Origin of the sequence: Streptomyces sp. NPDC048696 (assembly GCF_043198895.1) — a bacterium.
Classification (GTDB): domain Bacteria; phylum Actinomycetota; class Actinomycetes; order Streptomycetales; family Streptomycetaceae; genus Streptomyces.
This window is the reverse complement of the sequence record NZ_JBICVJ010000003.1, coordinates 158,817-184,241: the sequence shown is the minus strand read 5'-3', so window position 1 is coordinate 184,241 and position 25,425 is coordinate 158,817. Positions and strand designations below refer to the sequence as shown.

General features: G+C 71.5%; 23 protein-coding genes and 1 pseudogene. 16 read left to right on the top strand and 8 right to left on the bottom strand.

All coding sequences use genetic code 11. From position 1 onward, the window contains the following. Positions 1 to 61 precede the first annotated feature (61 nt). Complete coding sequence (locus ACGFRG_RS06985; protein WP_393262083.1) at positions 62 to 1,345, top strand: adenylosuccinate synthase; 1,284 nt, start codon at positions 62 to 64, stop codon at positions 1,343 to 1,345. Positions 1,346 to 1,869: 524 nt separating this feature from the next. Here ACGFRG_RS06985 and ACGFRG_RS06980 read toward each other — a convergent pair. Then, positions 1,870 to 2,547 (bottom strand): annotated as a pseudogene (locus ACGFRG_RS06980) (serine/threonine-protein kinase); the annotation flags it as partial. 200 nt (positions 2,548 to 2,747) lie between these two features. Between ACGFRG_RS06980 and ACGFRG_RS06975 the strand changes: the two are divergent. Together ACGFRG_RS06975 and ACGFRG_RS06970 are read left to right on the top strand one after the other, a co-directional pair. Further along, a complete protein-coding gene (locus ACGFRG_RS06975; RefSeq protein ID WP_393262080.1) occupies positions 2,748 to 3,212 on the top strand; it encodes a hypothetical protein in 465 nt (154 codons plus the stop codon). Then, the gene (locus ACGFRG_RS06970) at positions 3,197 to 3,985 is read left to right on the top strand and encodes a hypothetical protein (RefSeq protein ID WP_393262078.1); all 789 of its coding nucleotides are present in this window, start codon (positions 3,197 to 3,199) and stop codon (positions 3,983 to 3,985) included. Before ACGFRG_RS06975 ends, ACGFRG_RS06970 begins: the two co-directional genes overlap by 16 nt. Here the strand turns inward: ACGFRG_RS06970 and ACGFRG_RS06965 are convergent. Together ACGFRG_RS06965 and ACGFRG_RS06960 are read right to left on the bottom strand one after the other, a co-directional pair. Beyond that, on the bottom strand, positions 3,961 to 4,197 hold the full coding sequence (locus ACGFRG_RS06965) for a DUF397 domain-containing protein (protein ID WP_393262075.1): 237 nt from the start codon (positions 4,195 to 4,197) through the stop codon (positions 3,961 to 3,963). The genes ACGFRG_RS06970 and ACGFRG_RS06965 overlap by 25 nt on opposite strands. After that, complete coding sequence (locus ACGFRG_RS06960; RefSeq protein ID WP_393262073.1) at positions 4,194 to 5,033, bottom strand: Scr1 family TA system antitoxin-like transcriptional regulator; 840 nt, start codon at positions 5,031 to 5,033, stop codon at positions 4,194 to 4,196. The genes ACGFRG_RS06965 and ACGFRG_RS06960 overlap by 4 nt, the downstream gene beginning before the upstream one ends. A 157-nt stretch (positions 5,034 to 5,190) precedes the next feature. Here ACGFRG_RS06960 and ACGFRG_RS06955 point away from each other — a divergent pair, with 157 nt between their 5' ends. After that, on the top strand, positions 5,191 to 5,616 hold the full coding sequence (locus ACGFRG_RS06955) for a hypothetical protein (protein ID WP_393262070.1): 426 nt from the start codon (positions 5,191 to 5,193) through the stop codon (positions 5,614 to 5,616). A gap of 63 nt (positions 5,617 to 5,679) precedes the next feature. Here the strand turns inward: ACGFRG_RS06955 and ACGFRG_RS06950 are convergent, their stop codons facing one another. From ACGFRG_RS06950 to ACGFRG_RS06940, 3 genes are all read right to left on the bottom strand, one after another. Further along, entirely contained in the window at positions 5,680 to 6,207 is a 528-nt protein-coding gene (locus tag ACGFRG_RS06950; protein WP_393262067.1) for a hypothetical protein, read from the bottom strand. 132 nt (positions 6,208 to 6,339) lie between these two features. Further along, entirely contained in the window at positions 6,340 to 8,172 is a 1,833-nt protein-coding gene (locus tag ACGFRG_RS06945; protein ID WP_393262064.1) for a serine/threonine-protein kinase, read from the bottom strand. Between the two features lie 444 nt (positions 8,173 to 8,616). Further along, positions 8,617 to 9,204: a Uma2 family endonuclease gene (locus ACGFRG_RS06940; protein WP_361428651.1), complete on the bottom strand. Its 588-nt coding sequence runs from the start codon at positions 9,202 to 9,204 to the stop codon at positions 8,617 to 8,619. 357 nt (positions 9,205 to 9,561) lie between these two features. On the opposite strand from ACGFRG_RS06940, the gene ACGFRG_RS06935 reads away from it, so the two are divergent. The 7 genes from ACGFRG_RS06935 to ACGFRG_RS06905 all read left to right on the top strand — a co-directional run bounded on the left by ACGFRG_RS06935 (position 9,562) and on the right by ACGFRG_RS06905 (position 19,431). Beyond that, positions 9,562 to 10,926 carry an aspartate aminotransferase family protein gene (locus tag ACGFRG_RS06935; protein WP_361428653.1) on the top strand — a complete coding sequence of 455 codons (1,365 nt, stop codon included), beginning with the start codon at positions 9,562 to 9,564 and terminating at the stop codon, positions 10,924 to 10,926. 142 nt (positions 10,927 to 11,068) lie between these two features. Next, positions 11,069 to 12,793 (top strand): ABC transporter permease subunit, encoded by a 1,725-nt coding sequence (locus tag ACGFRG_RS06930; protein WP_361428655.1) that lies wholly within the window; start codon positions 11,069 to 11,071, stop codon positions 12,791 to 12,793. Between the two features lie 24 nt (positions 12,794 to 12,817). Then, positions 12,818 to 14,128 (top strand): nitrate/sulfonate/bicarbonate ABC transporter ATP-binding protein, encoded by a 1,311-nt coding sequence (locus ACGFRG_RS06925; RefSeq protein WP_393262060.1) that lies wholly within the window; start codon positions 12,818 to 12,820, stop codon positions 14,126 to 14,128. Between the two features lie 63 nt (positions 14,129 to 14,191). Beyond that, the gene (locus ACGFRG_RS06920) at positions 14,192 to 14,893 is read left to right on the top strand and encodes a GntR family transcriptional regulator (RefSeq protein WP_393262058.1); all 702 of its coding nucleotides are present in this window, start codon (positions 14,192 to 14,194) and stop codon (positions 14,891 to 14,893) included. Then, positions 14,890 to 17,367 carry a dolichyl-phosphate beta-glucosyltransferase gene (locus ACGFRG_RS06915; RefSeq protein ID WP_393262056.1) on the top strand — a complete coding sequence of 826 codons (2,478 nt, stop codon included), beginning with the start codon at positions 14,890 to 14,892 and terminating at the stop codon, positions 17,365 to 17,367. Before ACGFRG_RS06920 ends, ACGFRG_RS06915 begins: the two co-directional genes overlap by 4 nt. 426 nt (positions 17,368 to 17,793) lie before the next feature. Continuing rightward, positions 17,794 to 18,444, top strand: a complete 651-nt coding sequence (locus tag ACGFRG_RS06910; protein ID WP_188276894.1) for a hypothetical protein — start codon at positions 17,794 to 17,796, stop codon at positions 18,442 to 18,444. A gap of 117 nt (positions 18,445 to 18,561) precedes the next feature. Then, positions 18,562 to 19,431, top strand: a complete 870-nt coding sequence (locus ACGFRG_RS06905) for a class I SAM-dependent methyltransferase (protein ID WP_393262054.1) — start codon at positions 18,562 to 18,564, stop codon at positions 19,429 to 19,431. A gap of 439 nt (positions 19,432 to 19,870) precedes the next feature. Here the strand turns inward: ACGFRG_RS06905 and ACGFRG_RS06900 are convergent, their stop codons facing one another. Beyond that, positions 19,871 to 20,599, bottom strand: a complete 729-nt coding sequence (locus ACGFRG_RS06900; RefSeq protein WP_393262051.1) for an SLATT domain-containing protein — start codon at positions 20,597 to 20,599, stop codon at positions 19,871 to 19,873. 385 nt (positions 20,600 to 20,984) lie between these two features. Between ACGFRG_RS06900 and ACGFRG_RS06895 the strand changes: the two genes are divergently transcribed. The 3 genes from ACGFRG_RS06895 to ACGFRG_RS06885 all read left to right on the top strand — a co-directional run bounded on the left by ACGFRG_RS06895 (position 20,985) and on the right by ACGFRG_RS06885 (position 22,687). Further along, positions 20,985 to 21,320, top strand: a complete 336-nt coding sequence (locus tag ACGFRG_RS06895) for a YbaB/EbfC family nucleoid-associated protein (RefSeq protein ID WP_361428667.1) — start codon at positions 20,985 to 20,987, stop codon at positions 21,318 to 21,320. Positions 21,321 to 21,435: 115 nt separating this feature from the next. Then, on the top strand, positions 21,436 to 22,035 hold the full coding sequence (recR, locus tag ACGFRG_RS06890) for a recombination mediator RecR (RefSeq protein WP_361428669.1): 600 nt from the start codon (positions 21,436 to 21,438) through the stop codon (positions 22,033 to 22,035). Next, complete coding sequence (locus ACGFRG_RS06885; RefSeq protein WP_361428671.1) at positions 22,028 to 22,687, top strand: DUF5063 domain-containing protein; 660 nt, start codon at positions 22,028 to 22,030, stop codon at positions 22,685 to 22,687. The genes recR and ACGFRG_RS06885 overlap by 8 nt, the downstream gene beginning before the upstream one ends. A gap of 97 nt (positions 22,688 to 22,784) precedes the next feature. Here ACGFRG_RS06885 and ACGFRG_RS06880 read toward each other — a convergent pair whose 3' ends face one another. Then, positions 22,785 to 23,465, bottom strand: a complete 681-nt coding sequence (locus ACGFRG_RS06880) for a LysR substrate-binding domain-containing protein (RefSeq protein WP_393262048.1) — start codon at positions 23,463 to 23,465, stop codon at positions 22,785 to 22,787. Positions 23,466 to 23,698: 233 nt separating this feature from the next. On the opposite strand from ACGFRG_RS06880, the gene ACGFRG_RS06875 reads away from it, so the two are divergent. After that, positions 23,699 to 24,091 carry a hypothetical protein gene (locus tag ACGFRG_RS06875; RefSeq protein ID WP_393262046.1) on the top strand — a complete coding sequence of 131 codons (393 nt, stop codon included), beginning with the start codon at positions 23,699 to 23,701 and terminating at the stop codon, positions 24,089 to 24,091. 307 nt (positions 24,092 to 24,398) lie between these two features. Next, positions 24,399 to 25,325, top strand: a complete 927-nt coding sequence (locus ACGFRG_RS06870) for a hypothetical protein (RefSeq protein ID WP_393262043.1) — start codon at positions 24,399 to 24,401, stop codon at positions 25,323 to 25,325. Positions 25,326 to 25,425: the final 100 nt, after the last annotated feature.

The window sequence follows — 25,425 nt, the reverse complement described above, 5'->3', positions numbered from 1 at the left end:
TGGTGAGGCGGCGACACGCCCCTGACCTTGGACATGCCCCGCCCGGAAGGGGTGTACGCCTGTGCCCGCACTTGTGCTGCTCGGTGCTCAGTGGGGTGACGAGGGCAAGGGAAAGGCCACCGACCTCCTCGGTGGATCCGTTGACTATGTAGTGCGTTACCAGGGCGGCAACAACGCCGGCCACACCGTCGTCGTCGGCGACCAGAAGTACGCGCTGCATCTTCTCCCTTCCGGGATCCTCTCGCCGGGGTGTACCCCGGTCATCGGCAACGGAGTCGTCGTCGACCCGGCGGTCCTGCTCTCCGAGCTGAGCGGGCTGAACGAGCGCGGCGTCGACACGTCCAAGCTGCTCATCAGCGGTAACGCTCACCTGATCACCCCGTACAACGTCACCCTCGACAAGGTGGCGGAACGGTTCCTCGGCTCCCGCAAGATCGGTACGACCGGTCGCGGCATCGGCCCGACGTACGCGGACAAGATCAACCGCGTCGGCATCCGCGTCCAGGACCTGTACGACGAGTCGATCCTTCAGCAGAAGGTCGAGGCGGCGCTGGACGGCAAGAACCAGCTGCTCGCCAAGGTCTACAACCGGCGCGCCATCGAGGCCGGGAAGATCGTCGAGGAGATGCTCCAGTACGCGGAGCAGATCAAGCCGTTCGTGGCGGACACGACGCTGATCCTGAACAGCGCCATCGACGAGGGCAAGGTCGTCCTCTTCGAGGGCGGCCAGGGCACGCTGCTCGACGTCGACCACGGCACGTATCCCTTCGTGACCTCGTCGAACCCGACCGCGGGCGGCGCCTGCACGGGTGCGGGCGTGGGCCCCACGAAGATCAGCCGCGTCATCGGCATCCTGAAGGCGTACACGACCCGCGTCGGCGCGGGACCGTTCCCGACCGAGCTGTTCGACCAGGACGGCGAGGACCTGCGCCGCATCGGCGGCGAGCGCGGTGTCACCACCGGCCGCGACCGCCGCTGCGGCTGGTTCGACGCGGTGATCGCCCGTTACGCGACGCGGGTCAACGGGCTCACGGACTTCTTCCTCACCAAGCTCGACGTCCTCACCGGCTGGGAGCAGATCCCGGTCTGCGTGGCGTACGAGATCGACGGCAAGCGCGTCGAGGAACTGCCCTACAGCCAGACCGACTTCCACCACGCGAAGCCGATCTACGAGATGCTGCCGGGCTGGTCCGAGGACATCACCAAGGCGCAGACGTTCTCCGACCTGCCGAAGAACGCGCAGGCGTACGTGAAGGCGCTGGAGGAGATGTCCGGCGCCCCGATCTCCGCGATCGGCGTCGGCCCCGGCCGGACCGAGACGATCGAGATCAACTCGTTCCTGTAGGCCAGGAGCCCGCTTTGACGGGGTCGTCGGTACGTGTGTACCGGCGGCCCCGCCGCCGTTTCCGCGTCAGCCCGTCTTTCTGAAGAGACCGGGGACGGGGACGGGGAGGGGGCGCCGGAGCCGTCGCCGACGGCATGCACGATGAGCGGCCGTACGACGAACCAGCCGAGGGCCAGGGCGATGAGGACGGCGGCGGCGATGCGGACGCTCCTGCCGAGGCGCCTGCGCGGGCGCCCCGCAGGCCCCGCAGGCCTCGCGTGCCCCGAATAAGCCGGAGGCGGCGGAGGAGGGTCGTGACGCCCGGACGCGACCGGCGCGGGCACGGGCGGCCGGTACGCCCGCGCGCGGCGGGGAGGGGGTGCTGGCATCCCCTCGGCGTTCAGCAACTCCGCGCTGCGCAACGCCAGTTGGGCCAGCAGTTGCGGTGGCAGCCAGCCGTGCGCCGGGACTTCGCCCGCCGTCTGACGGGCGATCTCGTCCGGCGTCGGCCGCCCCGCCGGATCCTTGCGCAGGCAGGCGCGTACGAGGGGGAGCAGGGGCGCGGGTACGCCCGCCAGGTCGGGCTCGCCGTGGGCGATGCGGTACATCAGGGCCGCCGCGTGGCCGTGGCCGTCGGCGAGGCCGCCGAACGGCGCCCGGCCCGTCGCCGCGAAGGCCAGCACGGACCCCAGGCAGAACACGTCGCTCGCCGCCGAGACCCGTTCGCCCCGTACCTGCTCGGGGGACATGAAGCCGGGCGAGCCGATGACCATGCCGGTACCGGTGAGGGCCGGGCCCTCGGTCAGTACGTCCAGCGCGCGCGAGATCCCGAAGTCGATGACGCGCGGGCCGTCCACCGCGAGCAGGATGTTGGACGGCTTCAGGTCGCGGTGGACGAGACCGGCCCCGTGGATCGCCGCCAGCGCGAGCGCGAGCCGGTTGGCGAGGACGAGCAGCGAACGCTCGGGCAGCGGCCCGAAGTCCCGGTCCACGACGTCCTGGAGGCTGGGACCGGCCACGTACGCCGTCGCCACCCAGGGGATCCCGGCCTCGACGTCCGCGTCCAGGACGTGCGCGGTCCACTCGCCGCCCACCCGCCGCGCCGCCGCCACCTCGCGCGCGAACCGCTGCCGGAACTCGGGCTCGTCGGCGTACCGCTCCTGTACGAGTTTCACCGCGACCGTGCGTCCCCCCGCCGACCGGGCCAGATAGACCCGCCCCATGCCCCCGGCCCCGAGCCTGCCGAGCAGCCGGAACGGGCCGATGTGCGACGGATCCCCCGCCACCAGGTCGTCCATGACCGGGATGGTGGCACAGCGGGGGCGGGCACGGCAGGCCATCTGCCATACCTCGTACGGCAGTCCGGGGCACGTGTCCGGGCCGCAGCCCGTATCGCGGCGGGCGGAGGATCGTTCAGCCAGGCGTGATCACCCGCCAGCTGCTGCTCTGCCTCGGTACGACCGTGGCGCTGAGCCCGCTCGGGGCGCAGGTGTACGCGGGCATCGGGGTGTGCCCGGTGGGTCCCGTCGCGCCGAGGGCGGCCGCGCCGCATGTGGTGCGGCCGAGGGCCCCGCGCGCCGACCCCGTCCCCGGGCGCCCGTTCGTGCCGCCGGGACCGGTGACGGCTCCGGCTCCGGCCCGTCCGGCCGCGCCGAGCATCCGTCCGGCCCCGGCGCCGCCCGAGCCCCCTCCGCACAAAGCCGCACCGCACCCCGCCAGGGCGCACCACGCGCCGCCCCCGTACCACCCCGCCGCCCAACAACGCCTCGCCCCGGCCGGGTTCTCCACGGTCACGCTGATGCTCGTCGTCACCACTCCGGCCGTACTGGCGGCCGCAGTTCTCCGCCCCCGATCCCGTTCCGGAGCCCGCTCGTGTCGCAATGGCTAGTTCTCGCCGTCGCCCTGGTGCTGGTCTGTGCCGCCGTCCTCATCGCCACCGTGCTGCGGCACCGCCGCGTGGCCGAGGCCGAGGACACCAGTGAGACGCCCGACGTCATCGAGTACATGGTGATGATGGTCGGCGTCGTGTACGCCATCGTGCTCGGCCTCGCGATCGCGGGCGTCTGGGAGGCGCGCGGCGCGGCCGACGACTCCGTACGCCGTGAGGCCCAGGCCCTGTACGAGGTCGGGCAGCGCGTCGACGTCTACCCGCCCGCCGTGCGCGACCGCATCCGGGGCGAGATCGGCACGTACGCCGCGCATGCCGTGAAGGACGAGTGGCCCCTCATGGTCCAGGGCCAGGAGCTGCCGCCGGACGGCGCGCGGCTCCTCGCCGCCGTACGCACCGACGTCACCCACCGCGCACCCGCCAACGACCTCCAGGCGCAGTCGTACCAGCCGCTGCTCGACCAGATCGCCAACGCCGACGACGCCCGGCGCGCGCGGATCGACAACGCCGGGTCCACGCTGCCGGGGGTCGTCTGGTTCGGCCTCGTCGTCGGGGCCGTGGTGACCATCGGCCTGATCTTCACGCTCCAGATCCGGCGCTCGGGAAGGGAGTTGCTGCTCGCCGGGGTCTTCAGCGGGCTGATCGTCTTCCTGCTGTTCCTGGTCTGGAGCTTCGACGCGCCGTTCGGCAGGTCGGGTACGGAATCGGCGGACCCGCTCCGCGAACTCGTCCCGACCGCCGCCGCGCCTCAGACCGCCCAGTCGACGAACTGAGCCCAGCTGTCCGGGCTGACCTCGAAGGTCGGGCCGTCTGTGACCTTGCTGTCGCGTACGTGGACGGCGTGGGCGCAGGCGGCCACCTCGACGCAGTCGCCCCCGCTGGCGTTGCTGTACGACGACTTGCGCCAGTCGAAGGCCACTTCGACGCATTCGCCGCCGCTGTCGCTGCTGTAGCTGGACTTGAACCACCGCAGGGTGTTGCTCATGTCTTCTGCTCTCCTGCCAACCGCTCGATGAGGTCCAGCGATTCACGAGGACCCAGGGCCTGTGCCCGGATCTTTGCATAACGCTGGGCGTACGTACTCACCTTTGCGGGGTCGGAGATCAACATGCTCTCCTCCTGGGCTTCGAGGTAGACCAGGTGGTCGTGTTCCAGGGTCTCCACGAGGTTCATGCCGCCGTGTCCGCCCGCGTACTCGCCGCTCGCCCCGCCTTCCAAAGGCAGTACCTGAAGGGTCACGTTCCGCCTCCGAGCGCACTCCGCCAAGTGCAGCAACTGGCCATGCATGACCTCGGGTCCACCGATCGTCCGCCGCAGGACGGACTCCTCCAGCACCACCTCGATCAGCGCGGTCGGCTTCCGGTCCAGCAGCGCCCGCCGGGCCAGCCTCGCCTCGACCAGCTCCTGCACCCGTTCGTCGGGCAGCGGCGGGTACCCACCCCCGATGAGCGCCCTCGCGTACGCCTCGGTCTGGAACAGACCGTGGACGACCAGGGTGGCGTACAGCCGCAGCACCACCGCCTGCTGCTCCAGCAGCGAGTAGTTCTGGAACTGCGGCGGATACTTCTCCATGCGCATGAACGGCCGCGCGTCCTCGAAGATCCCCAGGCCCTCCCCCAATACCTCCTCCAGTTTCACGAGCATGGCGTCGCTCGCGGGCTGCGCGAGCGTTTCCATGGCGCTGATCGCCGCGCCGGAGAACCCCATTTCGTGGCCGGTCCGCTCCTGCGACCACCCCCTCCGTTCGCGCAGCCGCCGGGCCACTTTGGCCACCATCCGGGCCGTCGGACCTGCTGTGTTCTTGTTTTCTGCTCGGGCCATAACCGTCACCGCCTCGAACTCAACCGGTCTCAACCGGTCTCAACTGATCCCCGCCGAATTCAACTCAATTCAAGGGGAGTTCAGGCAGCTCGACCAATACCTGACGGTCCCCCCAGGTGCGTGGAAAACGCTAGCGGGGCAGGCCGAAGCTGTCCTCATGGATACACGAAACGGTGAAGTAAACCTTGCCGCGAGGGCGCACTGGATTCCGCTGTCCGGCTTCCAACTCAGAAAAGCGGGAGTGCAATTCGACGCCGTAAGGGTCGACGGTGACGTCGGCCGGAGGATCGCCGACGCACTGGAGGTGATGACGGCGGGCGACCCCGGCCCGATCGTCGCGGAGGCGAACGGGCGGCGCGGGATCTACTTCCTGCTGGCCCCGCGCAGCACCGCCCGCCGCACCTGGCCGACCGGCGCGACGTGCTTCAACGCGGCGGTGGGGAGGATCAGTTACGTACCCGTACCGGCGCTGCGGGGCGCCACCTGGCCGCTGTCGTGGCGCTGCCCGCCGTACGAGCCGGACCGGTTCGTGCACACGATGCTGCTGCTGTCGGTGGTGCGGGAGTTCCTGGCGGCGGCCTGACGACAACGCCCCTGCCGGGTGTTCCGGCAGGGGCGTCGGGCTCATTCGGTCATGCGCTCCGGGTCAGCACCCGACCCAGTTCCAGTCGCTGCCGCTCCAGCCGCCGTTGTCGTAGTCGTGGTTGTAGGTGTCGCCGGTCATGTGGCAGCCGTTGCCCGTGTTGGTGATGTCCGCGCGGGCGTGGAACCACTTGTTGGACGACCAGGCCCCCAGCCACACGTGCGGCGAGTCGACGAACGTCCCGTAGTTCTGGGCGGGGACGTTCGTGTTGAACGTGATGTGGTAGCTGTTGTCCGGGTCGTAGATGGCCACGCCGATGTTGGCGTTGAACGGCTGGATGTAGGGCACGTAGCGCGCGAACGCGGCGTAGCAGCCCTGGTCGTAGAAGTGCTGCACGTTGCCGATGTGGTTTCCGGCGCTGTCGTGCAGCGACTCCACGTCGATCAGGAGCAGGTTGCTGGATCGGCAGCTCGTCTCGGCGCCCGCCCCGGCGGCCTGTGCCCCCGTCGTGTTGACCGCCGTCAGCGCCAGCGCCGCGACCCCGAGCCCGATCGCGCGCTTGATCTTCGAACCTGGCTTGAATGAACGCACGTTCATGACTGTCCCCCATCAAGTTCGGTGGTGGTGCCGATACTTGCGGGGGACAGCCTGACGTCTGGGGCCACTGGTGCGCGCCCCGTCGGTTCGACTCTTTGTTTGATCCTTAAGGTCTTTGCCGGGAGGCTACTGCTCCGCGACCTTGTCGTACGTCAACTGATCTCCGTTGGCGTCGTTCTGGCGGCGCAGGCGGCCGTCCGGGAGCACCGTGAGGGTGGTGGCCGCGCCCGGGGAGCAGGAGCCGGACGGGCCGGACTCGACGGTCGACGGGCCCAGTTTGAGCGGGGCGTCGGGGCCGGTCGGGGCGGCGGTCAGGCTGGCGCGGAACACGCAGTGGTAGGTGCCGCCGCCGTCCAGCGGGCCGTCCGCCAGCAGGGTCAGGACAGGGTCGCCGACCTTGCCGGGCCGCAGGACGAGGCGGCGGGTGCTGGTGCCGTCGGCGCTGTCGATCGAGCCGGACCAGGTGCCGAGGTACTTCTGGGGAATGTCGCCGTCGGCGGGGCTCGGGCTGGGGGTTGGCGACGGGCTGGAACTGGGGTTGTCGGAGGGGGAGTTGGAGGTGGCCGAGCCCGCGGGGTTCGAGTTGCCCGACGAGGCCGAGGGGGGCTTCTTCTCGTCGTTGCCGTCGCCGCTCATGAAGGCGTACACCGAACCGCCCGCGCCCAGCGCCACCACCAGCGCGACCACGATCAGCGCGACCGTCGACTTGGTGCTGCGGCGCGGGGGCTCCTCCGGCATGAGCGGGGGCGGGCCGTAGCCGGGGGTGGGGTAGGGGTGCGGAAGGCCGTATCCGGCGGCCGGGTTCACGGGCGGATAGCCGTATCCGGCGGGCTGGTTCGGGGGTGGGTAGCTGTGGTTCGGGGCGGGGGGTGTGGTGGCGGTGCCCGTGCCGTTGGGGGAGATGACGGTGGGGGTGGGGGTCGCCGCCGTGGCGGGCCAGAGGGAGGGGGAGGGGGAGGGGGCCGGGGGGAGCTGGGGCTGCTGGGTCGGCTGAGGCGGCTGGGGCGGGGCTATCGGCTCCGCCGGGACCAGGGGGTTCTGGCCGGTGCCGCCCTCCGGGTTCTCTATCTCCAGCAACTGGACGGCGTGGGAGCCGAGTTGGGCCACGAGGGGGCCGGGCAGCCAGGGCCCGGTCGGCTTGTCGTCGGGGCCGAGCCGCTCCAGGATCGCGGCGAGGGACGGGCGGGCCGCCGGGTCCTTCGTCAGACAGTCCTGTACGAGGTCGCGCAGCGACTCCGGGACGCCGTCGAGGTCCGGCGGCTCCTGCGCGATCCGGAACATCAGCGCGTGCACGCCGCTCGCGGTGCCGCCGAACGGGAGCTTGCCGCTCGCCGCGTACGCGAGCACCGAGCCCAGGCAGAACACGTCGCAGGCCGGGGTGACGCGGTCGCCGCGTACCTGCTCGGGCGCCATGAAGCCGGGCGATCCGACGAGCGCGCCGGTACGCGTGAGCCCCGCGTCCGTGACCGTCTCCAGCGCGCGGGCTATGCCGAAGTCGATGACGCGGGGGCCGTCGATGGTGATCAGGACGTTCGAGGGCTTCAGGTCGCGGTGGATCAGCCCTGCGGTGTGGATGTCCTGGAGGGCGTGGGTGAGGCCGCGGGCGAGTACGCGTACGGAGTGTTCGGGGAGGGGGCCGTGGTCGCCTCCCACCACTGCGTGGAGGCTGGGGCCCGCGACGTAGCCCGTGGCGACCCACGGGGTGGGGGCCTCGGTGTCCGCGTCCAGCACGGGCGCGGTCCACTGTCCGCCGACGCGGCGGGCGGCCTGCACCTCCTGCCGGAATCGCCCGCGGAACTCCTGCTGGTCGGCGAGGTCCTGTCGCACGAGCTTCACGGCGACGGTGCGGCCGCGCTCGGACCGGGCGAGGTACACCTGCCCCATACCGCCCGCGCCGAGCCGCGCCAGCAGCCGATAGGCACCTATCCGCTGCGGATCCCCGGATTCCAGTTGCTGCATACGGCCCGCCGCCTCCCCCTGCTCGAACGAGCGTCAACGGGGTGAGGATAGTGGGCGCGGCGGCCGAGTTCCCCCACCCCGCCCCTTCCCGAAACCCTCCGGGGGTGGGTGGGGTGAAGGTGGTTTCCCGGGGGCTCCGGCTCCGGCCCCTGGCGGGGCTGCGCCCCTGCACCCCCTTGAGGGCTCTGCCCCCGGACCCTGGCGGGGCTGCGCCCCTGCACCCCCTTGAGGGCTCTGCCCCCGGACCCTGGCGGGGCTGCGCCCCTGCACCCCCTCGGGGGCTCCGGCCCCGGACCCCCGGCGGGGCTGTGCCCCTGCACCCCCTTGGGGGCTCCGGCCCCGGACCCTGGCGGGGCTGCGCCCCTGCACCCCCTTGGGGGCTCTGCCCCCGGACCCTGGCGGGGCTGTGCCCCTCCCCTTGGGGGCTCCGCCTCGGGCTCCGGCCTACTGGCGGGCGAGTCCGGCGGGGTCGATCTCCAGTGGGAAGGGGGCTTCGACGCGTGTGGTCGTGCCGGGCAGGGCGATGGTCGTCTCGGTGTAGCGGCCGGCGGCGAGCTCGCTGACGATCAGACGGGGGGCCGGGTCGAATTCGAGGCGCCAGTAGTGCGGGATCGCGGCTTCCGCGTACAGCAGCGGCTTGAGCTTGCGGTCCATGATTTTGTTGCCGGGCGAGACCAGCTCGACGACGAGCTGAACGGCCTCGGCGTCGATGCTGACGGCGTCCTCGACGGTGGCGGCCCGGTCGGCCACGACGATGTCGGGGATCACCAGGCCACTGGGCAGGGTCACGTTGACGGCTTCGAAGACCTCGACCGGGGCCCCGGTGGCCCGGGCTGCGGCATCGAGGGCCGTGGCGAGACGGAAGCTTGCGCGCTGGTGGCGCAGCCCCGGGGCGGGGGACATCATGAGTGACTCCCCCACCAGTTCGTAGCGGTGGGTACGGTCTTCGGGCATGGCCAGGACGTCGGCGACGGTCCAGGGTCCGTTGTGGTTCCAGGGCCCGTCGTGGGGCGTAAAGCTGGCAACGCTCATTCCTTCCACCTCCTCATCGCCCGGCACTGACCAGTGTGGCCTGCCAGGCGCCTCGGTGTCTTGGGGCAGCTCCCGGATCGCCCGGGTCGTGGCCGCGTTCGCGGCGCGGATCGTCCAGCGCTGTGATCAGGAATCGTTGCCGGATATGCCGGTGCCATGTGCGTCTTTTCATGGCGGCTTCATCCATGGGAGTGATTCACAGGCGTATGGGTGACCTTGTGCGGCGGCTTACCGCCCGGGAAGGGGCGGAAACGGGCGGGGAGGGGCTGAACCACCCGACACCCTGCCGAGCCCCGAGTCCCACGCCATACAACCTGGCCATACCCACCCCCACCTGCGACTACCTACCCTGGCCCCATGACCCCTCATGTCGAACCCGACCCCCGGGCCGGCGCGGCCGTGAAGGCCGCCGACCGTGCGCACGTGTTCCACTCCTGGTCCGCCCAGGGCCTGATCGACCCGCTCGCCGTCGCCGGCGCGGAGGGTTCGTACTTCTGGGACTACGACGGAAACCGCTACCTCGACTTCACCAGCGGCCTCGTCTTCACCAACATCGGGTACCAGCACCCGAAGGTCGTCGCCGCGATCCAGGAGCAGGCGGGCAAGCTCGCCACCTTCGCCCCCGCCTTCGCCGTCGAGGCCCGCTCCGAAGCCGCCCGCCTCATCGCCGAGCGCACCCCCGGCGACCTCGACAAGATCTTCTTCACCAACGGCGGCGCCGAGGCCGTCGAGAACGCCGTACGCCTGGCCCGGCTGCACACCGGACGCCACAAGGTCATGAGCGCCTTCCGGTCGTATCACGGGGCCACGTCCACCGCCATCAACCTCACCGGCGATCCCCGGCGGTGGGCCTCCGACACCGGGTCCGCCGGCGTCGTACGGTTCTGGGCGCCCTTCCTCTACCGGTCCGCCTTCTACGCCACCACCGAAGCCGAGGAATGCGCCCGCGCCCTCACCCACCTCGAAGACACCATTGCCTTTGAGGGGCCGGGGACCATCGCCGCCATCGTGCTGGAGACCGTGCCCGGCACCGCCGGGATCATGACCCCGCCCCCCGGCTACCTCCCCGGCGTCCGTGCCATCTGCGACAAGTACGGGATCGTGCTCGTCCTCGACGAGGTCATGTCCGGATTCGGCCGCACCGGCGCCTGGTTCGCCGCCGACCACTACGGCGTCACCCCCGACCTCATGACCTTCGCCAAGGGCGTGAACTCCGGGTACGTCCCGCTCGGCGGCGTCGCCATCTCCGCCGAGATCGCCGCCACCTTCGACAAGCGGCCGTTCCCCGGCGGGCTCACCTACTCCGGGCACCCCCTCGCCTGCGCCGCCGCCGTCGCCACCCTGAACGTCATGGCCGACGAGGGCGTCGTCGACCAGGCCGCCCACATCGGCTCGGCCGTCCTGGAGCCGGGGCTGCGCGAGCTCGCCGCCCGCCACCCCTCCGTCGGCGAGGTGCGCGGTACGGGCGTGTTCTGGGCCCTTGAGCTGGTGAAGAACCAGGAGACGCGCGAGCCGCTGGTGCCGTACAACGCCTCCGGCGCCGACGCCGCCCCCATGGCCGCCTTCGGCGCCGCCTGCAAGAAGAACGGCCTCTGGCCCTTCATCAACATGAACCGCACCCACGTCGTCCCGCCGTGCAACATCACCGAGGCCGAGGCCAAGGAAGGCCTCGCCGTGCTGGATGACGCCCTGGCCGTCGCCGACGAGTACACCACCGGCTGACAAGCGCGTACGTACGGCCCGGCCGGTTCCTCCCGGCCCGGGCCGTATTTGCGTATCTGCGCAATAATGTGCCAGGCTGCCGCCTGCCGCAGCCGGTGTGTTCCCCTGCGGACCGATCCTCCCAGTTCGTACGGTTCTCCCGATGACGCCGATGATGCCGATGAAGCCCCAGACCTCCCGGCGGCCGCTGCGGATCGATCTGGCGGTCGCCGCGGCCGTCCTGGTGCTCGGCTATCTCGTCCTCCAGGTCGGCAAGGGCACCGCCGTCAACTTCGACCCGGCGGACGTCGCCACCACCGACACCAGCCCGGCCCGGCTGCCGTACGACGCCGCCAGGTCGCTCCTTCGGATGTTCGTCGCGCTGGGGCTGTCCGTCTGCTTCACCTTCGTGTACGCGTACGCCGCCGCCAAGAGCCGTCGCCTTGAGCGCGTCCTCGTGCCCGCGCTCGACATCCTCCAGTCCGTTCCCGTCCTCGGGTTCCTGTCCGTCGCCGTCACCGGGTTCATCGCCCTCTTCCCGGGCTCCACCCTCGGCCTCGAATGCGCCTCGATCTTCGCGATCTTCACCTCGCAGGCGTGGAACATGACGTTCGGCTTCTATCGCTCGCTGATCACCCTGCCCCGCGAACTCGACGAGGTGTCACGCTCGTTCGGGTTCACCCGGTGGATGCGGTTCTGGCGGATCGAGCTCCCGTCGGGGGCGATCGACCTCGTCTGGAACGGGATGATGAGCTTCGCCGGAGGCTGGTTCTTCCTCGTCGCCTCCGAGGCGATCAGCGTCGGCGACCGGGCGTACGCGCTGCCCGGCGTCGGCTCGTACGCCGGTGCCGCGATCGCCGAGGGCGACCTCGGGAAGATCGGCTGGGCCATCGCCACCATGGCCGTCCTCGTCATCGGCGTGAACTTCCTCTTCTGGCGGCCGCTGACCGCCTGGGTGGAGAAGTTCAAGAACGAGCAGTCCGAGGCGAGCGAGGTGCAGCGCTCGGTGGTGCTCGATTTTCTGCGCCGGTCCAACTGGCCGGGGCGGTTGTCGCGTGGGACCCGTCCGCTGCGCGAAGGCGTCGGGCGGGCGGCGCGCGTCTTCGGGCGCGACGACCGGCCGCTCGCCCACGACCCCGCCCGCCGCCGCCTCGGCGACCTCGCCTTCGCGACGGCCGCCGTGCTGCTCCTCGGCTGGGGACTGTTCGACCTGCTCCGCTACCTCCAGGAGCGGACCGGGCTCGGCGTCTTCGGCGAGCCGCTGCTGCTCGGGCTCGCCACCCTCGCCCGGGTCGCCGTCCTGGTGACCGTGGCGACGCTGGTGTGGGTGCCGGTCGGGGTGAAGATCGGGTTCTCACCGAGGCTCGCCCGGATCGCCCAGCCCGTGGTGCAGGTCCTCGCCAGCTTCCCGGCCAACTTCCTCTTCCCGCTGGCCATGTGGGCCTTCCTGCGCACCGGCGTGGACCTGAACGTCGGCTGTGTGCTGCTGATGTCGCTGGGCGCCCAGTGGTACATCCTCTTCAACACCATCGCGGGCGCCATGGCGATCCCGTCCGACCTGCGCGAGGCGATGGACGACCTGGGCGTACGCGGCCGCCAGCGCTGGCGGCGGCTGATCATCCCGGGGATCTTCCCCTCGTACGTCACCGGCGGGATCACCGCGTCCGGCGGCGCCTGGAACGCCTCGATCGTCTCCGAGGTCGTCACCTTCGGCGGCACGACGCTCACGGCGACCGGGCTCGGCGCGTACATCTTCCACGCCACCGAGAACGGCGACTTCCCCCGACTGATCGCGGGCGTCGCCGTGATGAGCCTGTACGTGGTGGCGCTCAACCGGCTGGTGTGGCGACGCCTGTACCGGTTCGCCGAGACGCGCTACTCGCTCTGACCAAGTCGAAGGAGGCCGGATTCCATGGTCGACACCACCACCCCCACCGGTGAAGTCCTGCTCCACGCCCAGGGGCTGACCAAGTCGTACGCCGGCGCCGACGGCGAGCTCCCCGTGCTCGGCGGGATCGATCTGGAGATCCGCGCGGGCGAGATCGTGGCGCTGCTCGGCAAGTCCGGTTCCGGCAAGTCCACGCTGCTGCGGTGTCTGGCGGGGCTCGTGCCGGTGAGCTCGGGGGCGGTCGCGTACCGGGGCGAGCCGCTGACCGGGGCGAACCCGGGGACCGCGATGGTCTTCCAGACGTTCGCGCTGCTGCCCTGGCTCACCGTGCAGCAGAACGTGGAGCTGGGCCTTGAGGCCAAGGGCGTACCGGCCAAGGAGCGGGCGGCGGCCGCCGTGCAGGCCATCGACCTGATCGGGCTCGACGGGTTCGAGAGCGCGTATCCCAAGGAGCTCTCCGGCGGGATGCGCCAGCGCGTCGGCTTCGCGCGGGCGCTGGTGGTCGAGCCGGATGTGCTGATGATGGACGAGCCGTTCTCGGCGCTCGACGTCCTGACGGCGGAGAACCTGCGCGGCGAGCTGATGGAGCTGTGGGAGTCCGGCCAGTTCCCGACCCGGGCGGTGGTGCTGGTGACCCACAACATCGAGGAGGCGGTCCTGATGGCGGACCGGGTGGTGGTCCTCGGGGCGCGGCCGTACGGCACGATCCGCGAGACCTTCACCGTCGACCTGCCCCGGCCGCGCGACCGCCAGTCGGCGGCCTTCGAGCGGATCGTGGACGCGATCTACGAGGTGATGACCGGGCGCGCGAAGGACGTGCCGAAGCTGTCGGAGCCGGGCACCGGCCGCCGTACGCCCGGCAACACGCCGGTGCCGCCCGCCTCCGTCGACGGCCTCTCCGGCCTCGCGGAGATCGTGGCGCAGCACGACGACGACCGCGCCGACGTCGCCTCGCTCGCGGACGAGCTCGGCCTGGAGGTGGACGACCTGCTGCCGCAGATCGACGCCCTGGAACTGCTCGGCCTCGCCGAGGTCGAGGGCGGTGACCTGGCGCTCACCGAGCTGGGGTCCGCGTACGCGCGCGCCGACGTCCAGGAGTCCAAGCGCCTGTTCGCCCAGGCAGCGCTCGCGGTCCCGCTGGTCGCGGTGATCACCAGCGGTCTGACCCGCGCCGCCGACCACTCGTTGCGCGCCGGTTTCTTCCGCGATCTGCTCGCCCACCACTACACCAGCGAGCAGGTCGACCGGCAGCTGGAGACCGCGACGGACTGGGGTCGTTACGCGGAGCTGTTCGGCTATCACGCGGATACCGAGGAGTACCGGCTGGACATGTGAACGTAATCCCGCGCACCGCCTGGCCTATCGTGTGCGGGATAACCGCGGAGGGGAGGGACGCCCATGAGCAACGGATCGGCCTACGGATCCGGCACCGGACCAGGCGCCGGTTCCGGCGTGACGCGCAGCACGCTGCGCCGCCAGATCGCCGACGCGCTGCGCGACGAGATACTGGCCGGGCGTCTGCGGCCCGGTGAGGAATTCACCGTCAAGCAGATCGCGGAGCAGTACGGGGTGAGCGCGACCCCCGTCCGCGAGGCGCTGGTCGATCTGACCGCGCAGGGGCTGCTCGACTCCGACCAGCACCGGGGCTTTCGCGTCCATGAGTTCTCCGTCGAGGACTACACGGGCATGGTCGAGGCCAGGTCGCTGATCGTGAACGGGATCTTCCGCAAGATCACCGAGCTGGGCGCCGCCCACGGCCCCGCGCTGGTCTCGGTGCGCCGCCGCGCCGAGGAGGCCTCCCGGGCCGCCCGCAGCGGCGATCTGAACATCCTGATCGGCTACGACCTCCGCTTCTGGCGCGAGCTCGGCGCCCTCGCCGGAAACCCGTACATCTCGGACTTCCTGCACCGGCTGCGCATGCAGTGCTGGGTCTTCGCCGTGCCGTATCTGCGCGGGCGCAGCGACCTCACCGACTGGCTGTGGAGCGGCCACGGCGACCTCGTGGACGCGGTGATCGCGGGCGACGGCGACGCCGCGTTCGCCGTGATCTGCGCGTACAACACCCACTCACTCACCTGGGCGGAGCGGCTGAAGCGGTGACCGACGGCCGCTCCCTGGACCTCTCGGTCGTCGTCCCCGCGTACAACGAGGAGCGGCGTCTTCGCCCCACCCTGGAGGCGATCCGCGACCATCTGCACTCCTCGCAGCTCGCGTGGGAGCTGATCGTCGTCGACGACGGGTCCGGGGACGCCACCGCCGACATCGCCCGCGAGGCCGCCGCCCGCGACCCGCGCATCCGGCTCGTCGCCGCCGAGCACAACCGGGGCAAGGGCCACGCCCTGCGCCTGGGCGTCGCCGCCTCGCGGGGCGCGCGCGTCCTGCTCACCGACGCCGACCTCGCCACGCCGGTCGCCGAGCTCGACCGGCTCACCAAGGAGCTCGACGGCGCCGAGGCGTCCGCCGCGATCGGCTCGCGCGCCCACCCCGAGGCCGACATAGCGGTCCACCAGAGCCGGGTGCGGGAGTGGCTGGGCCGGATGGGCAACCGGCTCATACGGGCCGTCGCCGTCCCCGGCATCCACGACACGCAGTGCGGCTTCAAGCTCTTCGACGGCGACAAGGCCCGCGCGGCCTTCGCGGACGCCCGCCTCGACGGCTGGGGCATCGACGTCGAGATCCTGCAGTACTTCCGCCGCCACGGGTGGGCGGTCGCCGAGGTCCCGGTCCGCTGGTCCCACCAGGAGGGCTCCAAGGTCGGCCCGGCGGACTACGGCAGGGTCCTGCTGGAGCTGGCCCGCCTCAAGGCCCGCGCGGCAAGCCGTACGAACCTCACCCTGCTGACCCTGTTCCTCCTCTCCTCGGTCCTGCTCTACAAGAACCTGTGGACCGACCTCGGGAGCGGCTACCTCGCCGACTCGGGGCAGGACCAGAACCAGTGGGAGTGGTTCTTCGCGGTCACCGCCGACAACGTGGCGCATCTGCGGGACCCGCTGTTCACCACGCTCCAGAACTACCCCGACGGCGTGAACCTCATGGGCAACACCCCCATGCTGGGCCTGTCGGTGCCGCTCGCGCCCGTGACGCTCGCCCTCGGCCCGACCATCACCTGGGCGCTCGTCCTCACCCTGGGCCTGACCGCCACCGCGTACGCCTGGTTCCGGCTCTTCGCGAAATGGGTGACCCGCGATCCCTGGGCCGCGGGGCTCGGCGGGGCGTTCGCCGCGTTCGCGCCGCCGATGATCTCGCACGCCAACGCGCATCCGAACTTCTGCGTGCTGTTCATGATCCCGCTGATCGTCGACCGCGTGCTGAGGCTGTGCGCCCCGGCGGCGGACGTGCGCCGGGACGGGGTGCTGCTCGGCCTGTTCACCGCGTACCAGATCTTCCTCGGCGAGGAAGTCCTGCTGCTCGCCTCGCTCGGCATCCTGCTCTTCGCGCTGTCGTACGCGCTGGCCCGCCGCGACGTCCTGCGCACCGCGTGGCGCCCGCTGGCCCAGGGGGTCGGAGTCGCGCTGCTGGTCTTCCTGCCACTGGTCGCGTACCCGCTGACCTGGCAGTTCTTCGGCACCCAGAGCTATCACTCGGTGCTGCACGGCGACAGCGCGGGCAACAGCCCGCTGTCGTTCCTGCGCTTCTCCGGACGCGCGCTGCTCGGCGACGAGTCGACGGCGGACAAGCTGGCGCTGAACCGGACCGAGCAGAACGCGTTCTACGGCTGGCCGCTGATCGCGCTCGCCTTCGCGATCACGGTACGGCTGTGGCGCCACGCGCTGGTCAAGGCGCTGGCGGCCACGGCGGTGGCGGCGGCGGTGCTCTCGCTCGGCCAGAAGATCCGCATCCCGTACACGGACGTGGTCCTGCCGGGCCCCTGGCGGGCCCTGGCCCACCGCCCGCTCTTCGAGTCGGTCATCGAGGGCCGCGTCGCGATGATCTGCGCCCCGGCGCTGGGGGCGCTGCTCGCGCTGGCGGTGGGGCGGCTGGTGGCGACGGGACGCTCGGAGCGGGAACCTTCCGGGGCGGCGGGCCGGGGTGCGGTCGGTCTGCTGAGCTTGGGCCGGGTGAACCGGGCGGTCGGGCTCGTGGCCGTCGCCGTCGCGCTGCTTCCGATCGTGCCGACGCCGCTGCCGGTGGACGAGCGGGCGCCGGTGCCGGCGTTCCTGGCGGACGGGCTGTGGCGTACGTATGTGAAGCCCGGCGAGTCCGTCGTCACCGTGCCGGTGCCGGACCCGGCGGCGGCCGACGCCCTGCACTGGCAGGTCCGCGCGGGCCTCGGCTTCCCGCTCCCCGGCGGCTACTTCAACGGCCCCTGGGGCCCGGACCGCATCGGCATCTACGGCGCCTCCCCGCGCTGGACCTCCAACCTCCTGCGCGACGTCCGCTACGGCGCCCCGGTCCCGGACATCGGCGACGCCTGGCGCGCCCAGGCCCGGGCGGACCTCGCGTACTGGAAGGCGGGGGTCGTCGTACTGCCGCCACAGGACAACGAGGACGCGCTGTACCGGACGGTGTCGAAACTGCTGGCCCGAGAGGGCCGCCGGGTCGGCGGGGTGTGGATCTGGGACGTGGGCCGCTGAGCGGATCGGGGGGCGCTGGCCGCCGGCGGTGGTTCGGCGGGGGCCGGTGGGCGGGTCGGGCGGTGGTTCGGCGAGTGGTTCGGCGCGGGGCCGGTGGGCGGTCCGGTGGGCGGTCCGGTGGGGCGGTTCGGCGCGGGGTCGGTGGGCCGTTCGGTCGGCGGGGCGGTGCGCGGGGGCGGTGGCCCGTGCGCAGGTGTGGTCGCGCGCGGGGGCAGAGGGCGGGCGCGGGGCGTGAGGGATGTGCGAGTGGGTATCCATGGGCGCGGACGCGCGGTCCGGTGCGCCCCCAGAGGCGGATGTGACGCGTGAGCCGATGCCTTCGCGTCGCGTTGACGAGTCGGCCGCACCTGAGTTGACGGGCGAGCTTCGCGGAGCGTGCTCGGCGGACTACGCTGTCCCGACCATCGCGACCTCGTAAGGAGCCCCGTGGCCTGTGACTTGTGGCTGGTCCCCCTTGTCGACGTGCTGTGCCACAGCCCCGACAACCCGTTCGCCGAGGAAATCGCCTCGTACGACAAGGCGCTCGGCGAGGCCGGGCTGCCGCCCGTGCCCGTCTTCGCGTACATGCCCGGCCTCTCGGGCGACGTGGCCCCGGTCGCGGGCTTCGACTACGACGCGCTGCACTTCCTGCGCCGCGCCTACCTCCTCCAGCTCTGCCGCCTCGCGGTGACGCCGGTGGACGAGCTGGGCGGCGACTACGAGCAGCTGCTTGAGATGTTCGAGACGACGGCCCAGCAGTCACATCTGGTCTGGCACTACGACCACGCGGGCGCGTACGTCCCCGTCGACTTCGCCTCCCCGCTCGCCAACGAGGAACTGCTCGCCGGGGGCGGTCCGCTGGGCTCCACGCACGGGCTGCTGCGCGAGCTGGAGTTCGTGGCGCCGGCGATCGGCATAGACCCGGCGAACCCCCCGATGGCTCCGGCGCCGCCGGACCGCCCGACGTCCCTGGAAGAGCCCGCGGGCCCGATCCCGTACGACGAGAGCCCGTTCGCCCGGGAACGGCATGTGTGGCTGGGGCTGCACGCGGCGGCGACGAGGTCGCTGGCGCAGGGCTCTATGATCATCTTCAGCTGAGATCCCGACAGGGTTCCTGCGGGGTTCCGACCGCCGGGTGGGGATGTCGCCGGGGCACCATCGGCCCCATGCCTCGCCGTAAACTCCGCGCCATCTGGCGGGAGTAGGACCGGGTCCATGTCACAAACGACGAGCGCTCAGAGCGCCGCCCCGGCCCGCTTCTCCGACGTCAAGGGGTGGTTCTGGCCCGCCGACCAACTGCTCTTCGACTGGTTCCTGGCCCGCCAGGAACGCCAGGAACTCCACGGTGACCTGCTGGAACTCGGCGCGTACCTGGGCAAGAGCGCGATCTTCATGGGGTCGTACCTGCGCGAGGACGAGACGTTCACGGTCTGCGACCTGTTCGACTCGCCCGCGCCGGACGACCCCAACAGCGAGGAGATGGACCGCTCGTACGCGACCCTGACGCGGCGGGCCTTCGAGGCGAACTACCTCTCCTTCCACGACGAGCTGCCGGTGGTGGTGCAGGCGCCGACGTCGGTGATCGCGGGGCGGGTGCCGACGGGCAGCTGCCGCTTCATCCACGTCGACGCCTCACACCTCTACGAGCACGTCCACGGGGACATCGCGGCGGCCCGCGCCCTGATCGCCCCCGACGGGATCGTGGCGTTCGACGACTTCCGGGCCGAGCACTGTCCGGGGGTGGCGGCGGCGGTGTGGGGTGCGGTCGCGACCACCGGGCTTCGGCCGATCTGCATCACGGGTACGAAGCTGTACGGCACGTGGTCGGATCCGGACCCGGTCCGGGAGGAGCTTCTGACCTGGCTGTCCGGGCGGTCGGACATGTGGCACGGGGTGGAGGAGGTGGCGGGGTCTCCGCTGATCCGGATCGACGGGAAGAAGGCGAAGGCGCCGAAGGCGCCGAGGTCCAGGCATGAGGGCGCGGCCCCCTCAACCCCGAAGCCGCCCTCGGAGCCGGTCCCGGCCCCGAAGCCCCGCCAGCCCTTGGCCCGCCGCCTGGCGAAGACGCTGCTCCCCCGCCGCTGACGCGGGGCATTTCCCCCACCCCGCCCCTTCCCTAAACCCTCCGGGGGATCTGTTCGTCTGCGGACCGTGCGTGGCTGGTCGCGCAGTTCCCCGCGCCCCTAAAGGCGGGCCGGTGGTTCGGGTGCGGGTGGTGCGTGGCTGGTCGCGCAGTTCCCCGCGCCCCTTAGATGGGCCCTTCGGGCCCTCCTGTAGGGGCGCGGGGAACTGCGCGAGCAACCCAGCACGGTCCGCAGACGAAAGCGGGGTGCAGGGGCGTAGCCCCCCCGCTGCCCACCCACCCCCAGCCGGGTTCCGGGGCGGAGCCCCAAGCGGGGTGCAGGGGGCGCAGCCCCCGCCAAGGGGTCCGGGGGCCCCGCCCCCGGGAAACCGCCTCCACCCCCACCCACCCCCGGAGGGTTCAGGGAAGGGGCGGGGTGGGGGCCCAATCCGCCGTAGGAGGCTAGCGCGGGGGTTCCGGGGGCCGCTGGCGCGGCATGTTCGGGCGGGTGCCCGGGGGGAGGGGGAAGCGGCCGGGCCCCGGGGCCGCGTCGGGCCGCACCGCCGCCGACGCCAGCGACTGCATCACCAGCGGGGCCGGCCCCGACCGGAACTCCACCATCCAGTCCGCCGTCTCCGAGCGGATCAGCTCAGTCACGTCCTCGGAGAAGCGCCGCAGCACCAGCAGACACCTCTCCGCCGCCTCACTCGCCGTCCCCTCCGTCGGCCCCAGAACCTCCCGCACGCTCTCCGACGCCCAGTCGAACTGCAGGACCTGCAACCGCCGCTGCACCGCCTGCGCCGTCGCGACATCCCGCATCCACCCGGACGTGAGCCCGAAGTACCGGTCGCAGGCCAGGCACGCCGCGCCGAGCAGCAGCGACACGTACCCCCACCCCGACGCCCCCGACAGCGCCCCCGTGACGTCGAGCAGCGGCAGCCCCGCCCCGGCGATCGCCCCCGCCGCCGTGCACACCCGCAGCACCCGCGCGCCCCGGCGCTTCCACAGCCGGTCCGCGAGGTACCACTCGGCCGTGCGCAGCGCGCCCGTCTCCACCCACCGGTACAGCTCGTCGAGGCGTTCCGCGGGCTCGCCCCAGTCGCCGAGCGGGAACGGGCGCCCGGTCAGGTCGCCCTCGTCCCGGGGCGGTCCCGGCGGAAGCCCCTCGGGCTGCATCTCCGGCTGGCTCACCCGGCGCTCCCTCCGCGGTGCGTAATCGGCCCTGCATGATCGACCGTGCGTAATCGGCCCTGCGTAATCGGCTCTGCCTGATCGGCCCTGCGCGATCGATCTCCGTAACGTTCAGACGCGTAACGTACAGTCACTTATACGAGGCGCTACGTAACGATCCGTAGTCGTCCGGCACGCGACCGGCGCGCGGTCAGCCCTTCCTACCGCCGAATGGTGGGAGTCAGCGCCGATATCCCGGTATTTCCCCTCGTACGTGGCCCCCGGCCCGGCGCGGTGACGGCCGCCGACTCACTCGAAAGAGTTGTGGGGCAGGCGCCGGGGAGACCACGTAGGCTCGGAGGGAACCGACGCAGCACACGACACGCGACGAAAGACGGAGTGCACCGTGATCCCTGGTGGTGGCCAGCCCAACATGCAGCAGCTGCTCCAGCAGGCGCAGAAGATGCAGCAGGACCTCGCCCGCGCGCAGGAGGAGCTCGCGCACACCGAGGTCGACGGCCAGTCGGGCGGCGGTCTCGTCAAGGCGACCGTGACCGGCTCCGGTGAGCTGCGCGCCCTGGTCATCGACCCCAAGGCGGTCGACCCGGAGGACACCGAGACCCTCGCGGACCTGGTCGTCGCCGCCGTACAGGCCGCGAACGAGAACGCCCAGCAGCTCCAGCAGGACAAGCTCGGCCCGCTGGCGCAGGGCCTCGGCGGCATGCCGGGCCTGCCGTTCTAGACCCGCGACAGACCCGCCACAGACCCGCACGGGTCCGCCCTTCTGCGGCGCCCGCGCACCAACTACCGTAAGCACGGTATCGATAAGCACGGTATCGATCACGAGAGGCAGTCCGTTGTACGAAGGCGTGGTCCAGGACCTCATCGACGAGTTGGGCAGGCTGCCCGGCGTCGGTCCCAAGAGCGCGCAGCGGATCGCCTTCCACATCCTCCAGGCCGAGCCCACCGACGTACGCCGGCTCGCGCACGCCCTGCTCGAAGTGAAGGACAAGGTCCGCTTCTGCGCGGTGTGCGGAAACGTGGCGCAGCAGGAGCAGTGCAACATCTGCCGCGACGCGCGCCGCGACCTCTCCGTCATCTGTGTCGTCGAGGAGCCCAAGGACGTCGTCGCGATCGAGCGGACCCGTGAGTTCCGTGGCCGCTACCACGTGCTCGGCGGCGCCATCAGCCCCATCGAGGGGGTCGGCCCGGACGATCTGCGCATCCGCGAACTGCTCGCCCGGCTCGCCGACGGCACGGTCACCGAGCTGATCCTGGCCACCGACCCCAACCTGGAGGGCGAGGCGACAGCGACGTACCTCGCCCGGATGATCAAGCCGATGGGCCTGAAGGTCACCCGGCTGGCCAGCGGACTCCCCGTCGGGGGAGATCTGGAGTACGCGGACGAGGTCACGCTCGGGCGGGCCTTTGAAGGAAGGCGACTTCTCGATGTCTGACGCAACGCTGCACGCGGCCAACCAGGATCCGGACTCCTTCGCGGTCCAGATCGCGGACCAGGTCGAGTCCTTCATCGTCGCGGTCACGGAAGTGGCCAAGGGCGACGAGCCGGACAGCGCGGTGCCGTTCCTGCTGCTTGAGGTCTCGCAGCTGCTGCTGGCCGGCGGGCGGCTCGGCGCGCACGAGGACATCGTCCCGGACGAGCGCTACGAGCCGGACCTCGGTCCGGAGCCGGACGTCGACGACCTGCGCGAGCGCTTCGCGGCCCTGCTTGAGCCGATCGACGTGTACTCCGAGGTCTTCGACCCGTACGAGCCGCGCAAGGCGCCCGTCGCCTGCCGGATCTCCGACGACCTCGCCGACGTCGTCACCGACCTGCGCCACGGCCTCGCCCACTACCGCGCGGGCCGCACCACCGAGGCCCTGTGGTGGTGGCAGTTCTCGTACTTCTCCAACTGGGGCTCCACCGCCTCCGCCACCCTGCGCGCCCTCCAGTCCCTGGTCGCCCACGTCCGCCTCAACCAGCCCCTTCAGGAGCTGGACGGTCTGGACACCGACGAGGACCTGTCCGAGGAGTCCCTGGCGGACGAGGCGGGCCGCGTGATGGCCGAGGAGATCGCGGGCCCGCTGGGCCTGCGGACGGTCAAATAGCCGCAGCCGCCGGTCAGTTGAGCGCACGTACCGCCGTTTCGGCCGTACGTGCGCTCAGCCGATCACGCTCAGTCGATCACTCTCGTACGTACGCTCATCACGCCGTCCGCGCCCACGCCTCCCGCACCCGCTCCCGCAGCCACCCGTGCGCCGGGTCCGCGTCGTTGCGCGGATGCCAGGCCATCTCCACCCGCACGGACGGGAGTTCCAGCGGCACCTCGAACGTCCTGAGCCCGAGCGCGGCCGGGCGGTGCTCGCCGGTGCCGGCCGGGGTGAGGCACACCAGGTCGGTCTCCGCGCACAGGAACAGCGCGGCGGTGTGCGTGGGCACGACCGCCGACACCCGCCGCCGCAGCCCGAGTTCGGCGAGGCGGTCGTCGACCGGACCCCGCACCCGGCCCTTGCGCGACACCCCGATGTGGTCGGCGGCCGCGAACGCCCGCGCGGTGATCCGCCCGCGGGCCGGCAGCGGATGCCCGGCGCGTACGGCCCCGAGCAGCCGGGTCTCGCCCAGCGGCTCGGTGAGCACTTCCGGGTCGGCCCGGCCGGGCGCCCCGATCTCCAGGTCGACCCGCCCGTCCCGCAGCGCCGGGGCGTCCTCCAGGGACTCCGGTACGAAGGTGAGGGTGACCCCCGGCGCCGCCCGGGACACGGATGTGATCAGCCGGGCCGCGAGCGAAGCCCAGACCACCTCGTTGGCCTGAAGCGTGAACGTCCGTGTCAGCGCGGCCGGTTCGACCACGGGAGCGGCGGCCAGCACGTCCCGCGCCTGCTCCACGACGGCCTTCACGCGCGGCCGCACTGGTTCGCGCTGACCCCGGACGGACGCCGGGTCTACTCCGCCAACAAGGAGGCGCCGTTCGTCTCGGTCGTGGACCTCGCGTCGGGCGCGCTGACGGCCCGGATCGAGGTCCCGGACAGCGAGGGCATAGCGGCCTCCCCGGACGGCCGGTACGTGTATGTGGCCGCCCCAAGGGCGACTTCGGGCCGGGCCCGGTGGCCGGGGCCGGGGTGCGGATCATCGACACGGAGAACGACCGCGTGGTGCGCACCCTGGCGACCCGGGGCACGGTCTTCCCCGTCCACGTCACCTCGCGCGGCCTGGTGCTCGCGGGCGAACTGCGCACGGCCGAGGGCCCCGACGGCCGCGCCCTCGGCACCCAGGGCCCGGGCCTGCTGCGGGTGTACGACCCGGAGGGCGAGCCGCTGGGCCGGGTGGAGGTGGGCGTCTTCCCGCTGACGATCACGTCGTCCCCGGACGGCCGGCTCGCCTACGTCTCCGCGGTGGTGTCCAGCACGGTGACGGTGGTGGACCTGGCGGCGCTGACGGTGGTGCGGACGCTCACGGTGGAGCGCGCGGGCGAGCCGGGGGCGCACGGACTCGCGTACCTCCCGGGAGCCTGACCGCTGCCCGTATGCGCAGTTCGGCCCGGAGCTCAAGCCCCGAGCCCCGAGCTCCAAAACCAGGGTTTGGTTGTTGTGTCGGGGGATTTGGTGCCGCCCAACCGACCATGTCTGTACGGGAGTTGAAGCGCGTCACTCACACGTGTGACTTTCCGTGGTCAACTTGCGTCGGAAAGTAAAGGCACCCTAGGTTCGCGGCAAGAGAACGGCCCCGGCCGGTGCTAGCAACACCGGGTCGGGGCCTGACCGCGAATCGAGTGAGAGCTCGATCGTGGCTACCGACGAATCGAAAGCAGAAGGTTCGATCGTGGCTTACGCCGACCTTAGTCCCGCACTGCCCACCTCCGCACACCCCATGGCCAATCCGGGCTACGGAAAACGCCCTGCGGGTGACCAGGATCCGTCAGTCGAAGCGGACTTCGCGCATCTGTCCAGGCGCGGCACCCACATCGCCCTGTTCATCGACGCGCTCGAAGAAGGTGCGGCGATGGGCTACAAGACCCTCGCCAAGCACCACCCGGGGCACGGCCAGCAGGGTTGCCGGGCGGCGCTCAAGGAGCTCACCCGTGCCGGTCACCTCCGCCGGGTGAAGGAGCACCTCACGTTGGAGGACGGCTCCATGCGGTGGGTGACCAGGACTTATTGGTCACGCATCGCGCGGTCGGAGGCGTGGTGGGCTGAGTTCGTACGCAGTGTGGACGGCATCGACGTCACCGCGGAACGGCGGGCGGGCCTTGCCCGCGCCCGAGCGGCGGAAGCGGAAGAGGAACCGCCGTCCGCCGGAGCGCCCGAGCCTGCTGAGCCCGCGCGATCGAACGCGTACAAGACGCTTGCCCGACTCGGCGTCGTCGAGCCGCAGATGACGCTCTCCGACGCCGAATGCGTCGCCCTCGAACCCCTGGCCGCCGAGTGGCTGACGCGTGGCGCGACCCCCGGACACCTCATCCGCACGCTGACCGCCGGACTGCCGCAACCCGTGCACAGCGCCGGGGCGCTGGCCCGTAACCGATTGGAGAAGAAGATGCCCCCCAAGAAGGCCGCCAAAGGCACCGGGCGTGCCCGGGTCACGCGCGTGATCATGGCCTGCATGGGCTGTGACGAGGACGAACGGACGTCACCGATCGTCGACGGCTTGTGCCGCGAGTGCTCCCGCGAGGAACAGCTGGAGCCTGTGCTGCCTGACGGGATGAAGGTGCCCGCCACATTCCTGCCCGCGTCACGGCAGTACCGCTGACCTGTCGACCTGCCCCGGCGCCCCGTGGTCGCATGCCGAATCAGTACCCGATGTGAGGTGGAGACCTATCGTGGAGGAGAGTCCCGTGCAGCGCAGTGGC

Bases quoted from the DNA above. Each gene is read 5' to 3' on its own strand.
- ACGFRG_RS06965 (WP_393262075.1), bottom strand. From the start codon at position 4,197: ATGAGCAACACCCTGCGGTGGTTCAAGTCCAGCTACAGCAGCGACAGC.
- ACGFRG_RS06960 (WP_393262073.1), bottom strand. From the start codon at position 5,033: ATGGCCCGAGCAGAAAACAAGAACACAGCAGGTCCGACGGCCCGGATG.
- ACGFRG_RS06955 (WP_393262070.1), top strand. From the start codon at position 5,191: ATGGATACACGAAACGGTGAAGTAAACCTTGCCGCGAGGGCGCACTGG.
- ACGFRG_RS06945 (WP_393262064.1), bottom strand. From the start codon at position 8,172: ATGCAGCAACTGGAATCCGGGGATCCGCAGCGGATAGGTGCCTATCGG.
- ACGFRG_RS06940 (WP_361428651.1), bottom strand. From the start codon at position 9,204: ATGAGCGTTGCCAGCTTTACGCCCCACGACGGGCCCTGGAACCACAAC.
- ACGFRG_RS06935 (WP_361428653.1), top strand. From the start codon at position 9,562: ATGACCCCTCATGTCGAACCCGACCCCCGGGCCGGCGCGGCCGTGAAG.
- ACGFRG_RS06930 (WP_361428655.1), top strand. From the start codon at position 11,069: ATGACGCCGATGATGCCGATGAAGCCCCAGACCTCCCGGCGGCCGCTG.
- ACGFRG_RS06925 (WP_393262060.1), top strand. From the start codon at position 12,818: ATGGTCGACACCACCACCCCCACCGGTGAAGTCCTGCTCCACGCCCAG.
- ACGFRG_RS06920 (WP_393262058.1), top strand. From the start codon at position 14,192: ATGAGCAACGGATCGGCCTACGGATCCGGCACCGGACCAGGCGCCGGT.
- ACGFRG_RS06905 (WP_393262054.1), top strand. From the start codon at position 18,562: ATGTCACAAACGACGAGCGCTCAGAGCGCCGCCCCGGCCCGCTTCTCC.
- ACGFRG_RS06885 (WP_361428671.1), top strand. From the start codon at position 22,028: ATGTCTGACGCAACGCTGCACGCGGCCAACCAGGATCCGGACTCCTTC.